General features: G+C 39.1%; 15 protein-coding genes. 8 read left to right on the plus strand and 7 right to left on the minus strand.

The window, feature by feature from the left end:
- The first annotated feature begins 108 nt into the window (after positions 1 to 108).
- The 3 genes from ACT6RZ_RS08865 to ACT6RZ_RS08875 all read left to right on the plus strand — a co-directional run bounded on the left by ACT6RZ_RS08865 (position 109) and on the right by ACT6RZ_RS08875 (position 1,616).
- Positions 109 to 537: a hypothetical protein gene (locus tag ACT6RZ_RS08865; protein ID WP_444701762.1), complete on the plus strand. Its 429-nt coding sequence runs from the start codon at positions 109 to 111 to the stop codon at positions 535 to 537.
- Positions 538 to 785: 248 nt separating this feature from the next.
- On the plus strand, positions 786 to 1,181 hold the full coding sequence (locus ACT6RZ_RS08870; RefSeq protein WP_444701763.1) for an AbrB/MazE/SpoVT family DNA-binding domain-containing protein: 396 nt from the start codon (positions 786 to 788) through the stop codon (positions 1,179 to 1,181).
- A gap of 15 nt (positions 1,182 to 1,196) precedes the next feature.
- Positions 1,197 to 1,616 carry a hypothetical protein gene (locus tag ACT6RZ_RS08875; protein WP_444701764.1) on the plus strand — a complete coding sequence of 140 codons (420 nt, stop codon included), beginning with the start codon at positions 1,197 to 1,199 and terminating at the stop codon, positions 1,614 to 1,616.
- A gap of 162 nt (positions 1,617 to 1,778) precedes the next feature.
- Here ACT6RZ_RS08875 and ACT6RZ_RS08880 read toward each other — a convergent pair whose 3' ends face one another.
- From ACT6RZ_RS08880 to ACT6RZ_RS08910, 7 genes are all read right to left on the minus strand, one after another.
- Complete coding sequence (locus ACT6RZ_RS08880; protein ID WP_444701765.1) at positions 1,779 to 2,474, minus strand: hypothetical protein; 696 nt, start codon at positions 2,472 to 2,474, stop codon at positions 1,779 to 1,781.
- Positions 2,475 to 3,265: 791 nt separating this feature from the next.
- On the minus strand, positions 3,266 to 3,730 hold the full coding sequence (locus tag ACT6RZ_RS08885; RefSeq protein WP_444701766.1) for a hypothetical protein: 465 nt from the start codon (positions 3,728 to 3,730) through the stop codon (positions 3,266 to 3,268).
- A gap of 165 nt (positions 3,731 to 3,895) precedes the next feature.
- Complete coding sequence (locus tag ACT6RZ_RS08890; RefSeq protein WP_444701767.1) at positions 3,896 to 4,561, minus strand: hypothetical protein; 666 nt, start codon at positions 4,559 to 4,561, stop codon at positions 3,896 to 3,898.
- Positions 4,551 to 4,820, minus strand: a complete 270-nt coding sequence (locus ACT6RZ_RS08895) for a hypothetical protein (protein ID WP_444701768.1) — start codon at positions 4,818 to 4,820, stop codon at positions 4,551 to 4,553. The genes ACT6RZ_RS08890 and ACT6RZ_RS08895 overlap by 11 nt, the downstream gene beginning before the upstream one ends.
- A gap of 154 nt (positions 4,821 to 4,974) precedes the next feature.
- Positions 4,975 to 5,583 carry a hypothetical protein gene (locus ACT6RZ_RS08900; RefSeq protein ID WP_444701769.1) on the minus strand — a complete coding sequence of 203 codons (609 nt, stop codon included), beginning with the start codon at positions 5,581 to 5,583 and terminating at the stop codon, positions 4,975 to 4,977.
- A 40-nt stretch (positions 5,584 to 5,623) separates the two neighbouring features.
- Positions 5,624 to 6,217: a hypothetical protein gene (locus tag ACT6RZ_RS08905; protein WP_444701770.1), complete on the minus strand. Its 594-nt coding sequence runs from the start codon at positions 6,215 to 6,217 to the stop codon at positions 5,624 to 5,626.
- A 12-nt stretch (positions 6,218 to 6,229) separates the two neighbouring features.
- Complete coding sequence (locus tag ACT6RZ_RS08910; RefSeq protein ID WP_444701771.1) at positions 6,230 to 6,937, minus strand: hypothetical protein; 708 nt, start codon at positions 6,935 to 6,937, stop codon at positions 6,230 to 6,232.
- 182 nt (positions 6,938 to 7,119) lie between these two features.
- Here ACT6RZ_RS08910 and ACT6RZ_RS08915 point away from each other — a divergent pair, with 182 nt between their 5' ends.
- From ACT6RZ_RS08915 to ACT6RZ_RS08935, 5 genes are all read left to right on the plus strand, one after another.
- A complete protein-coding gene (locus tag ACT6RZ_RS08915; protein ID WP_444701772.1) occupies positions 7,120 to 7,680 on the plus strand; it encodes a hypothetical protein in 561 nt (186 codons plus the stop codon).
- Between the two features lie 42 nt (positions 7,681 to 7,722).
- The gene (locus tag ACT6RZ_RS08920; RefSeq protein ID WP_444701773.1) at positions 7,723 to 9,660 is read left to right on the plus strand and encodes an ATP-dependent nuclease; all 1,938 of its coding nucleotides are present in this window, start codon (positions 7,723 to 7,725) and stop codon (positions 9,658 to 9,660) included.
- 5 nt (positions 9,661 to 9,665) lie between these two features.
- Positions 9,666 to 11,999, plus strand: a complete 2,334-nt coding sequence (locus ACT6RZ_RS08925; protein ID WP_444701774.1) for an nSTAND3 domain-containing NTPase — start codon at positions 9,666 to 9,668, stop codon at positions 11,997 to 11,999.
- A gap of 89 nt (positions 12,000 to 12,088) precedes the next feature.
- On the plus strand, positions 12,089 to 13,000 hold the full coding sequence (locus ACT6RZ_RS08930; RefSeq protein WP_444701775.1) for a DUF2971 domain-containing protein: 912 nt from the start codon (positions 12,089 to 12,091) through the stop codon (positions 12,998 to 13,000).
- 14 nt (positions 13,001 to 13,014) lie between these two features.
- Entirely contained in the window at positions 13,015 to 13,818 is an 804-nt protein-coding gene (locus ACT6RZ_RS08935) for a S1 family peptidase (protein ID WP_444701776.1), read from the plus strand.
- Positions 13,819 to 13,857: the final 39 nt, after the last annotated feature.

Genomic DNA, 13,857 nt, shown 5'->3' on the forward strand with positions numbered 1-13,857 from the left:
TAACCAACATTTAATTGAAGTGTGATGTGAAAAGTAAGTAATAGATATAATAATTCTTTATACTTAATGAACACTATAGTGTTCATTTAAAATGTATGGGAAGCTAATATGTTTATTGCTCACAAAAATGACTACATTCCTTCATTCTTCGATGGTGAGTTCAATTTTTCAGGACTTGAGCTGCCGGCCTTTTTGCCGTGGTTTATGTGTGAAGTTCCGCAATTCGAAGAGGACAGTGAAGAAGCTGTCTGCACATCGACCTATTTGATTGGAGATGTAGATAAGCTATCTGAGTTTGCCATTACAAACAAAATCGATAAGACATACATCGTTAGTCCTGGATATATGACCAAGACTGATAATTGGTCTTTACTGAGATTGAAATCAGTTGCTCAAGCAACCTACAAAATTGATGACCATGAGAGTCGAATTTATAGGTTTGAAATAGAAGATGGAAAATTCATTGACCAAGATGTTAATGGCTTGAGTAAGCAGGATGTAAAACTGAAGTTTGAAACGATCTTACATTTCAACTGATTTCAAACAACCACTTACCGGAAGTGTAATTTGTGGATTCTAATCAGCACGAGGTGCTGATCAGATTTCAATCAGATTCATTGTGTTTTGTTAGCCTTGATACTGCAATAAAACTGGTAGAACAAATGGGATCCGACTCATTAGAGTCTCTTATTCATTTGCTACTACGTAACCTAGCTGTGGAAACTGATGTCATACGGAGTCGCTTTCCATTTAAGGAAAACATTTGCATTGTCAGGAGTTAAGTAATGGAAGATAACGATAACCAAATCACTGTTGTATTTGAAGAAGACACTGAATATTCAGTTAGCCTGGAAACAGCCACTGCCATGATGACAATTGTCGGAGCTCCTTCAATAGAGGCATTAATACATAATGCACTTGTGCAGTTCATGAAGACTCTTGAAATTGCATATCCCAAAGAGGATGAAATATCTACTTCCGAGCATTGGGCTAATGTTGCTCGGTGGCTTCCTAACGGTATTACATTGAGGGTGCTATCGGGTTTGTTTAGTGAAGAAGTCGTGAATGCAACTTCAGTTGGAAATGAATACACATTGCGTGATTTAATTTCAGATGTAAATGAAGAAAACAAACATGAACGCATCTCTTTTGGGCATCCAGTTGGAAAAGAATTACTATGAGTTAGTGAGGTGAAAATGGAATTCTCAATTCAAATCAATGTTGGTCAAACACCACAAGAAGCTTTAGAAAGTATTTTGGAGGACTTTCATAAGCACGAACAAGGTGAAAAATACGTTGCAAACCAGCTTGGAGTACTAAACTGGGATGAGTTCTATGCGCTGTTTTCGCCTAAAGGTCTCATGCTAGTTGATTCATTTGTTAAATCGCATAATGGCATTTGGCCTGAGCTCATACTTGACTGTCAGCCTTTAGTGACCAGTGATCAAAACTCGAACATCAGTGTATCAAAGCTCAAAGAGTTTGATGCAGCCGAGAATATTAAGAATGCTGCGGATGTCATGGAATATTTGAGATTAACAATTGAGGAAAATGACCCTGTTGCTTTAGCCGATGCTTTGAAGATGAAATTGAGGACCGATGGAATAAACAAGTGAATTGGAGTTAGTAAGCGCGACGCGTAAACTCAAAATGTGTCAACACTAAGTTAAATGCTTGCTCAATGTGATTTGAGTGCAAATCCTCACCCTGATTCAGACAAGTAACGGGCAGCTGCAAGTGGCGAAGCCAGCTTGTAGACGACCCGGTTGACTGAGATGCTAGGGGCCACCGCCAGCTATTATGTAAGGCTTGAGTGTAAGCTTGCCATCAGCGACATCCTGCGCGAAATCCTTCGCAATCTGTATGGCTCTTTTCTCTAGCTCGGCACCTATATTCGCTAGGTACTGTGCATGTCCCTCAAGTTTCTTCTGCTCTTCGAGAAGATTTGAAATTGGCATGACCCCATATTGCATGTTCGCTTTATCGTTTTCTTCAAACATGACCGCTCCCTGGGGCAATTTTTGCTTTCCCAAACTAGCCGTAAAGAAGATAAAAGAGTTATGGTCAGGTACTCTGCGACCTGCCCAGTGCGCGAACATGTGGCGCAAGTGACGATGCTGCACGAAGGTTTGAGCGGCTTTACGAATTCCCTCTGCGAGATCAATATTCCAGACACAGGTATCAGCGCAAGCAATAAGATGAGCTAGCGCGTCCTTGTCGTTGAGTTTCAGTGCAAATGTAGTTGGTTCTCCAAGCCTGATTTGAGTAAGACAATTGATCACGCGCCGGGCCTCGAGATCAGCGACGCAATAGGTCTGAATAAACTTTCCGATCAATTCGTAGTCGTGGCCTGAAAGCGGATGCGTGTCGTTCATAGTGTGACCAAGTGACATCCTTGCCTTCAGTAGCTCGTCCATTTCATCGCCAGCCTGAATTTGCGGTGCCGAATCGCGAGTCGATCTGTGGCTTGTCATGACAACCCCGAGCTCCTAACGTTTGACATGAGGGGCGGCCAAAGGCGCTAGCCTTTGGGCTTCCCTCTCGATGGAAGGGTTAGGCCTCGCTACGCGAATGTTTGAACTGTGCATATTCTCGCTAGGTTGCCGACTCGGAGCTTGTGTTCAGGATGCCCAGATAGCGTTGGCTCGGAAGATCCGGGAGTTGCCGTTATCAACGTATCGACGTTGTTTACTTGTAGTGCATCTCCACGGGCAAAGGCGAGACGGTACTCGTTTTGATAGCTGTACTCGGTTGTCTTCCGCATGACCATTCGCTCTGGCACGGCCCACTCCGCAAACGGGGCTTCACTTGGAGAGTAGTAGTCCACCGGCTGATGGAGCAGGCGACCATGCTTTACCCATCTGCGAAGCTTTAGGGCAGCTCGTATGCGGGCAATGAGTGCGACGGGATCATGGATCGTGACGCAGGCGTCAGCCCCGAATTCCTTGGCTAAGCTCTGCGAGAACTCTGTACTTAGGCAGAAGACAAAGATCTCTCGATCTTTGACGCTAGACTCAAATGCCCAAGGGAGAAGAGACTTTTCGCCTGTATCTACTTTGGTGATCTCCAGGCCTTGCGGTGGCTGGTACAAACGTCGTCCTTCATGTCTATCGCCCCGAACCTTGATCTCTTCGTAGTTGCGAAAGTAGGAAAGAGAGCGGAAGAGGATCTCGCCGTGACCTACGAATGCGTCTAAGTATTTGGACGGCATGTACTTGAAAAGCACTGGCACGGCGAGGTCTAAAGTTTGAATTAAGGGGAGCCGTTAGGCGTCCCGCTTGAATGATGAGTTAGAGATTTTATCTTCAGACATATTTTCGATATTGTAACCAAGATTTACACCATCATGAAATGCTTTGTCGTATTCTGCTTTTGGGATACCTAGGTATTCTTTTTCATATGGGTCGTGAAATAATTTATGAGTTATATTATTTCTTACTCGGTTGAAGCTAAGAATTTCATTTAACGTGCCTTCAGGTAAAGCCCCCGAAATAAATAAAGACTTTGCTATTTGATTAAGTGAGAGTTCGTTGGTCATATCCCAAGCTTTGCCGAAATTTAAATCTTGGGTTTCAGCTTTTGACTCTATTCGTTGTAGCAAGAGAAGCTCTCTAAGTTTAACCTCTATCCAGCCATGCAAAGTTTGAATAGCCTCTATGTAATATCCATCGTCGTATGAATCTTTGGCATGCTCAGCTGGCCATTTTTTAATCTTGATAAAATCTGTCACAAAATTCTCTATTTATCTCTAACGTTTGAATTAAGGGGCACGCTTTAGCGTGTCCTGCTTGAGTGATAGGTTAGAGATGGCTATCTTGACTACTCTGCACCCGAAATTAAAGTATCTCAAAATTCCTTATTTTAGGTTTCCGAATAAATTCGCCACCCGTCTGCATTACCTTAGATTTGTCCTAGAAATAAAGCAATTCCTTAATTCCAACATAGCCGAATTCTTACTCATATATTGCCATATACTATGGTCAAATAAAGCCCGGTCAACTTCGAGGTAATCAGCGGTCTCATTAATTACATTTTGTGCATGTAGATAATTTTTAACTTTGATATTTGCTAGAGCCAGAAAATTCAATAAATGTCGGTCTATTGCATTAGTCTTAATGCCAACCAGAATCTTAAAATAGTCCACTGTCTTCGGTCCTATACCGTGAATTTTCCTCAGTTTTGAGAGATTATCCTCAACCAATAACCATGCTTGCAGGTCTACTTCACTTTCAATTGACTCCGCCTCAAATAGATCGAGTACAGATTGAAATCTCATAGCGCGATCTTCACCACGCCAGTTCAATAAATCCGTCACGGTAATGGAATTCAAAAGTAGTTTAAGCGCCTTCGTGGTTTGGATTTCTGGATAAACAGCTAGAATTCGTAAAATTCTAGGTTTTACATTTGTGGAGTATTTATTATTAGCTTGCAGAACTGCGTCTGCGATAGTCGCACCAATGTGATTGTAGTTCCCATCTAGTTTTGTATAAAACTCAAATGACTTAAGATCCTGGACGAAGCGAATCAGCTTTTCCTTTTCTATATTTGAATCAGTGGTCATTTTTTTTGAACACTTCTTTAAATGGTCGATAGTGCTTCAAAACTTTCAGGATATTTGCAGCTGAAATAACCTCTGTTGTGATAACGCCATGGCCCATGTTTTCGATGATATTAACTGATCCGTCATCGTGCATGACGCACATAGCATCATCAATTACATCGAAATAAACAGCTTCGCTAGTCGATCTTTCTATTTCATCGACTCCCTCAGCAGGGCCGAGTTGTTCCAGTTTCTTAGAAAGTTGCATTGCTTTACTCATAACCAATCTCCATTAGTATTAGAAAGCCTACTAATAAAATCAAATGCAGTATCGAAATGTGATAATAAATTATCGCTAATAATTTATTATCATCAGAGTGATTTTATTCATGTTATAAAAAGGTTCTAGCTTGGTGTCTCAATCAAAACACATTCTACTTACCATTGCTTAAGCGACCCTGACTATCAAATTCAATCAAAAGATCGTGAATTCTAGCTACCTCTTCAACGATAGGCTGTAATTCGAATCGCTCACCTAATACTTGATATATTCCTTCATTCAAATAGTACGCTCTGAAGATGTGGTTAGGTACCCCCTCATCTTCAGGTTCATGAAGTATGAGACTTGGGAATATGTAGCCTACTATCACTTTCTGAAAATACAAATCCAAGCGCTCATCAAAATGCTCAATAGAATTTCTTAATCCTCTATTGAGAAGTGGACTGTCTTTTTTCACTGCAAAAACTCTAGTTAAAAATTGACCACGATCTTTGTGGATTGTCCTTTGAGCATCATTGCCTTTAACTCCATCTCTAGCCGGGAAGAAATATCTAGAGATTGCTGCTGAATGATTAATAACGTTTTGCAAGTGATCAAGTAATTCATCCTTCATCTCTTGAAGCTCAATTTCTTCTTGGGATATTTTCTGAATAATTAACTCAGCCTCATAGCATGACTGCAATGCTGAGGTTGTATTGAAAAGCATAGCGTGGATGTAGAACGCTTGATATGGTGCCCAAATTTCAAACTTTTCGTTACTCACTTGCTGCAATCTTTCTATCTAAATCCAATTGAGATTTGAGTTATGATTTTTTGCGAATTTGCTTAATTGATGTCCTGATGCTTGCAGCATCCATATGATGGAGATTGAGATCGAGGCAAAGTTTATAGAACTCATCTGCACATAATCTAGGTTCTAAGTTATAGCTTCGAACAAGTTGCCTCGCGCTAGAAGATAAAGGAGCAATATCGCCTGAAGTTATTTGGCCGCACTCTTTAACTGCATCGCTGAAACTGGTAAGAATTTTTGGCGGCAGATTTGCACCATGAATGAAGTAATGTAGATACTTTAAAAAATCGAGATGACGAATCATAGTTTCAAAATTGCCACTCTTTTGCATAAATGCATCTCTACGTGATTTTCTCGGTTCACTCAGATTATATTCTGGTTCGGTAAAGTACTTTATTCGTTCTAATGGAATGGCATCTCTATCTATGAAGCTGTTCAATAACTGAGATACTAATTCCCCATTTGCATCGGTTTGAACCTTGCCCTTCAATGCATGCGGGTTGAATTGGATCGAATCAATGAGTTCGATCTCCTCCGACTTTAATTCAATTGTAAATGGTCCTCGGTGCATGATTCTTAGGATAGCTGAACGAGTCGCAATAGCCAATTAGTGGCTAATCTATTGCCTGTCAAAATGCTCTGGATACAGCATATTTATCATAGAACACACGATATCAAAAGTATGCCTTACATCATCACGTAGGTGTCCTGACCCATGTGCTAGAAGATTTCTCAACTTCGGAAGATATTTGACGTAATTGGAAACCCAATCGGTTGCCAAGTCCTCTTCCGTTGGCTGAATATGTGAATCATCAAACTCATACTCATCAATACCTAACGCCATCGCTTGATCTAAAAGCTCTTTTGAATATCTTTCTTTTGCTTTTCTCTTGGCCCATTTAAAACGGCTTGGGAAAAGATCATTTCTTAATACGTTTTTAAGTTTTGCATGCTCCAGCAAACTGCCGAATCCTGGTGGAATTTCATCGCCATCTTTTTTCTTCCTGGTCCTTTCTTTCACAAATTCCGGAAATCGTTCTCTTAATGCAAACTCCAGTGTTGCGCACGCATGTTGTTCCGCAACCTGGTAAAACCTATAAACAAACCAAGAATACAGATAACAGTTTTTAGCCGTTTCAAAATGAATTTTAATTTCATCTGGTACTTGATCATTTAAAACAAAACACGTGATCAATTGGTGTTGCTCTTCCAACGTAATTCCACGATATTCCCCGGTTGTTAAATCAAACAATGTTGGGTCTGAAATACGTGCATCAGGAATTAAGGCTGTCAGGGGTGTTTTAAGTTTGTCAGGTTCTCGAATCATTTGACTTCTCTTCTGCAATTTCTGTGCATACCTTATCTGTAAGACATCTCTTCGGAGATGCCATTATTATTTCCACATTATCTGTGGATAAAACTATGGATTCAGTATGAGTAGGTTTTTTAAGTATATGATTGGCTTAATGTTTGTATGAATGAGTAAAATAAGAACAAAGGGAAGTTAGTATGCACGAGTTTTTTATGTTTTTAGCAGGGGCTGCCTTAGGCGGCCTCTTATCTTGGCTTATTACGCATCGTTATTATGTGAAAGCAGGGCAGGAGCAAAAACTAGAGCTAGATCGGTTGGCTGAGAAACTAAGATCTAAAAATACGCTTAGCGATTTTGAAGATAAATTGATTTCAAGTGAATGGTCAATGGAAATGATCAACGATGTTGCGGTTTGGGTTGCTAAAGATGACAACACCTTTCAAATCTCGCGTGGAGCCCGGACGCAAGACTTCCAAGAGCGCTGGACGAAAGTGCATCCAGACAATAATAGTGCTTCTTACCCTGTATATTTATCTATCAACAACAATACTATTAAAGAGCTGACATTCGTAGCGGTTGATGGAGGCAGAATATTCGTGCCGATTCCTGAGATTCGCCCAGTTGAAGTCAATGATGTTGAATACTTCTGGAATATGAATAGTTTGGAAATAAAAGTTTGTGACGTTGTTGGGTCTTATTACATTTATGAAAGCATCGCTGGTGTTGCCAAACGGTCAAAGATTACGCTGATAGATTGAGTTGATACGCTCCGAAAGTGTACTCATAAGAAAGAGAAAAATATGCTGATACAGTCTGTAGAAATCAAGAATCTCAGGTCTATAAAAGAAGCAATAGTTCCACTTGATTCATACACCTGTCTGCTCGGGCCAAACGGTGCAGGTAAATCTACGTTGTTATGTGCCCTTAATATATTTTTTCGAGAAACGAATAATTCTGCGACTGATCTTGTTTACTTAACATCTGAAGATTTTCATCACCAGGATACATCTCAACCTATTGAAATTACCGTTACTTTTGTCGGTCTTCAGGATGAAGCTAAGGTGGACTTCAAAGAATATTATCGACATGAAAAATTAATCATTTCGGCAATTGCTAAATTTGATGATACTGCTAATAAGGCAGAGGTAAAACAATATGGTCAACGCCTTGCGATGGGCGCTTTTAGTCCATTTTTCAAAGCTTACGGTGATGGCGAAAAGGTAGGTGTGCTTAAGGAAATATTTGCTCAGTTATGTGAGCAATATCCTGCAATTAGCAAAGCGAGCACCAAAGATGGCATGGCAGAAGCCCTAAGACTATATGAGGCTGAAAGGCCTGATGAATGTGCTTTAATTCCAAGCGAAGACCAATTTTATGGAGTTAGTCGAGGTGTAAATCGACTCCAAAAGTATCTTCAATGGGTGTATGTGCCGGCAGTGAAAGATGCTTCAGATGAGCAGTTGGAGAATAAAACTTCTGCACTAGGTAAATTGCTCGCTAGAACGGTAAGGTCTAAAGTAAATTTTGACGGTGTAATTGAAGAGTTGTTAAAAGAAGTAAGACAAAAGTATGAAGGAATACTTTTGTCTAATCAGCCAGCGTTGGATGAGATTTCCACATCACTTAAAAATAGACTTACGCAATGGGCACATCCAAATGCAAGTTTAAGATTAGCTTGGCATCAGGACCCATCAAGATCTATAAGAGTTGAAGATCCTTTAGCTAAAATCATTGCTGGAGAGAGTGGTTTTGAAGGTGATTTGGCCCGTTTTGGGCATGGATTCCAGAGGTCTTACTTACTTGCCTTATTGCAGGAGCTAGCAAGTATCGAAGTAGAAAATGCCCCACGATTAATTCTAGGTTGTGAAGAGCCTGAGTTATATCAGCATCCTCCTCAAGCTAAACATTTGGCTTCTGTACTTTACAAGCTTGGTCAAAATAATACGCAAGTAATTATTACCACTCATAGTCCATGTTTCGTAACTGGCGATCATTTTGAGACTATTCGTATGGTTCGACAAAATGACGAGCACAAATACTCCACTGTTAAATTTCTTACACATCAACAGATATCAGAACGATTTGCTACGGTAGTTGGTGAGCCATTACATAAGCCAACAGGTGGTATGGCTAAGTTGCATCAATCATTACAATCTACTTTAAGTGATATGTTCTTCACTCAAAGGTTAGTTCTTGTTGAGGGGCAAGAAGATTCCGCCTATTTACATACGTGGTTAGCACTCACGGACAAGATTGAAGATTATCGAAGAACTGGTTGCCATATTGTTCCAGCAAACAAAAAAAGTGAAATTATTAGAGCGTTAATAATTGCTCAAGGTTTATGTATACCTACCTTTACCATTTTCGATGCTGATGGAGATTCAAAAAATAAAGAAAGAGAACTACATGAAAGAGATAATCGAGCATTATTAAAGCTTTTGGAGCAGGATGAGGTAAGTGTATTTCCAGAGTTCACAACAATAACTGCTAACTCTGTTATCTGGCCAACTGATCTAAGCTCAATTGTTGATGCAGATTTGTTGTCAACATTAGGTATGGAAAGATTTAGTGAAATCAGTAATAAAGCTCACCATCTCTATGGACATGAAGGTGGTTTAAAGAAAAACACACTATTTATCAGTGCCAAATTGGCATTGGCATGGGAGTCTGGAGGACATTCCCCTGCGCTTGAAGCAGTGTGTAATCAAATCCTCCAGTTTGGAACTACAGGTGGCTAAAGTTTATGAGTAATACATACGATTTCCAATCCTTATCACCAGAGGATTTTGAGAGGTTGAGCAGAGATCTATTATCAAAGGAATGGGGCGTGCCTTTTGAGGTTTTTAAGCCTGGTCGTGATCAAGGCATAGATGCACGTTTTTATAATCCTAAAAATAATCAGTTGGTTATTATTCAATGCAAGAGGTATCAACCAACAGCTTTTACACAATTAAAAAATACTATCTCGAGTAGTGAAATACCCAAAATCAAAAAACTCAATCCCTCAAGATATGTATTAGTCACATCCGTATCTTTTGGTGTAGGTCAAAAAGACGAGCTCTATGAGTTGCTTAAACCATGGTGCAAAAGTCCTAGTGACATTCTGGGTACAAGTGAAGTTAATTCACTAATATCATTTCATCCAGAAGTTGTACGAGCACATTTCAAACTTTGGTTAAGTAGCACCGCTGTTCTTGAACTAATTCTCAATGCAAATATTTGGAACAGAACTAAAGCCACTTTAAAAGAAATTGAAAATGAATTATGTCGCTTTGTAATTCATGATGGTTTCTCTATTGCTGATGAAATACTCGAAACTCAAAAGCATTGCGTTATTGTGGGGCAGCCTGGAATTGGTAAGACAACTATGGCGAGAATATTACTTTCTCAATATGTAACTTTAGGATATGAAGCAGTTGTAGTATCTGGGGATGTTGAGGAAGTTTGGTCTGTGGCAACTGAAGCTATAAATAATAATAAAAAATTGGTAATTTTATATGATGACTTTTTGGGGCAGATTAGTTTTAAGCATAGGAAATTTGAGAAAAATGAAGAACATCGTTTCATACAACTTCTTAAAACAGTAAGAAATAGCGAAAACTTAAGATTTTTATTAACTACTAGAGAATATATATTATCAGACGCAAAGAGGCAGCACGCTGTTTTTGAAAAAGCGGGCCCGTTACTTGAGCAATTTACATTATCACTTGGACATTACACCTTAATAAATAAAGCTAGGATTTTATTCAACCATCTCTATTTTTCTGATCTTCCAAAGTCAAGATTGAAAGCTATAGTAAATAGTAAGATTTATACAAAGATAATCCAACACGAAAATTACAATCCTCGGACCATAGAAAATATTTGCCAAAACGAAAAGTTCAAGGACTTAGACGATGCGCAATTTCTTGAAAAAATAACTATGGAAATAAACGATCCTAGTCAAATTTGGGATCATGCATTCCGAAATGATATTCAACCGAATTCAAAGGTTCTTTTATATATACTTTGGTCATTTGGTGATTATGCGAGTTTGTCTGCTATTAAAGAGGCATTTGCTACTATTGTTCCTGGGGTAGCTGGTGAGACTGATGCTGATAAATTCGAAGAATCAATTAAAGAGCTAGATGGTAACTTTATTGTTACTGATAGATTTCCGTTTATTGGTAATCCTGAAGAGTTCGAAATAGAAGTCTCATTCCAGAATCCTTCTATACGGGATTATATAAATCGTAGAGTTATTGAAAACGCGGATAACTTTGTTAATGCATTAAGGTCATGTGTCAGATTCCAACAGGTTGAATTTATTTGCCAAAATCTTAATTTCATAAGTGATGTGTCAAAATCAAATGAATTGCTTCAAGCCTGTTATGACTATGCATTGAAGCTTATACATAATCCTGATGAACATGTTGTTTATAACTTAGGTCCTGCAAGGTTCTCTAAAAACTTATTAAAGTATTTGCCAGATAGATATAACTTCGTAATTAAAGTTGGTGACCAATTAGAAGAGCATAAAAGGAATTTTGAGTTAATAGAATCATGGGTGTTCGATACTGAAAAATGGACAGACCTAATTAATAAGAGCTCATTTTATTCAGCTTCTGAAGTGGTATCCACACTTCTTAAAAGTAAAACTCTAAATAATCTTCAAATAGAAGCCTGTGTAGATTCATTTATGGGGGCAATGTGGAATTATGCTAACCAAGTTCAATGGGTCCATGAATTAGAGAATGTAGTTTATTTCCTTACTGAGCACGATGAGCAAATAGAGTTTTCAAATGAAGATCTGGTAATAATGGTAAAGGATGCAGTTAGATTAGTTAACGATACGGATCGAGAGCATCTGCATGTGACGGACTTGGAGGACGAATTGACTGCATTAGATAGCTGTCAGTCAATGCTAGGACGCGATTTTGGTAACGAATTAAAAAGTATTAATGATTTACTAGAGGATGCTTACGATAGAGCCCGAGAGGAAGAAGAGGTTGATACGTCGACAAAAATACCAACTAAAATAATTAGAAATGAAAATATTGAAATTGATGATATGTTTTCAGTATTGTTAACCTATTAATAATGATATTGCCTAAACACCTTAGCCTCCTCTTTCAATGGCAATGACGTCCAAAGTGTCATTTGTTTTGAGTATTAAAACTTAGAAATATGCGTTATCCAACAGTCAAAAATTTATATAAATATCGTTCACTCAGGACAAGGCGTGGAAGTAAGTCCGTTCGAGATTCTCGTTTGGTATCTGCAATTTCAGACGAGGCAATTTGGATTTCTAAACCAAATGCATTTAATGATCCTTTCGATTGCAATCTACGTCCATTAACACTTGGTTTAGTTTTCGAAAAAAGATTAGCAGATCATTTTGCTAATGTAGAAGCAAATGTGGCTGATTATGCAAAGCTGCTATCAGATAATGTCGATGCAGTGGATTCATTATCTCAAGAAACAATTGAAAAAGTTTTGAATACAATTTTAAGCAATGATGCCCACCGCGATTTATTTAGGAAGTGGGGTGCTGAAGAAGTATTTGATTCGTTGTGGGGCCAATTTAAAAATAAAATTGAAAGTTTGGGAATACTTTGTTTGAGTGAGCACCCAGATAACCCATTGTTGTGGGCGCATTATGCAGATGAGCATAGAGGCTTTTGTATAGAGTTTGAGAGATCTGATAAGAACATGCTAGGGGATGGTAAATACACGTATCCAGTTAAATACTCTAACAAGTATCCGGAAATCACTATGTCTGACTTATTCGAATTTAATAATATTGATCAGGGAAATGGAAAGTCATTGGAAGAGACTTGTGTTGGCTCTGTACTACTGACTAAATCTGAACATTGGGCTTATGAAAACGAGTGGCGATTAATTGGTGAGGGTAATAACATGCTGACAGATTATCCGGGAAAAATTACGTCAATTATTTTTGGCTTAAGAATGCCTGAAAAAGATAGAAAGTTCCTGAAAAAGCTATACGGGAAAGACATAATATATCGTCAAGCAGTAATGCAAAAAGGTATGTTTTCTATTCTCATTGATGATTACCCTTCAAAAGATGAATATTAAGTGTTAATTGACAAATGCATTCAATAGATACTAATTTAAATATGCTTGAGCCGAGGACACCACTTACTCCACGTCAGCTGTATGAAAAATATTCTTCTGCAGTTATATACATTTCCGTTGAAGATAAACATGGTAATCAGTCAATTGGATCAGCATTTCATGTTGGTGAAGGAGTTTTTGTAACTGCACGCCATGTAGTGGACGAGAAGAAGATCATTGAAGTGGCATCTACTGTCCCTCGGAATGTTCCTGACGATGAGGGGAATGTTTCTATAAATGGTTATGAGACTATGTTCACAACTGTTTTACCATCTCACGGGAGTGTGGTTAAAGGTCCATTATTTCACCCAGATTCCGACATCGACATCGCTGCATTAGTCATTGAGGGCATTAATTGCTCGATCATACCTTTAGGGGGACATTTAGATGACTGGATAGACGACGAGGCATTTATGTTGGAAGAAGTTATAGTGCTTGGCTATCCACCCATTCCTCTTTCTGACAAGCCTAAGCTCATTGCAACCCGAGCGGAAGTAAATGCCGTTATCGACATGTATCAGGGCCGTCATCCACATTTCGTCATTTCCTCAACTGCGCGAGGAGGCTTCAGTGGTGGCCCTTGCATAATAAGCTGGGATTGCTTATTGGGGGTAGTTACTCGGTCTCTGGTGAAAAATGGTGAGGCAGTTGAATCAGGTTACATGGCCGTAATCACTGTAGAGCCAGTTTACGAATGTCTATCCCACCATAAGATATTGCCCTCCATTCAAGCAGAGGGTTTCGGGGGACTGTGGGGTGTGAGCGATAATGCAGAGTGAGATTCCTATGCGAATTTCTCGAATTGTGAACTGGATGCT

The sequence above is a fragment of the Methylophilus sp. genome, from assembly GCF_052437885.1.
Classification (GTDB): domain Bacteria; phylum Pseudomonadota; class Gammaproteobacteria; order Burkholderiales; family Methylophilaceae; genus Methylophilus.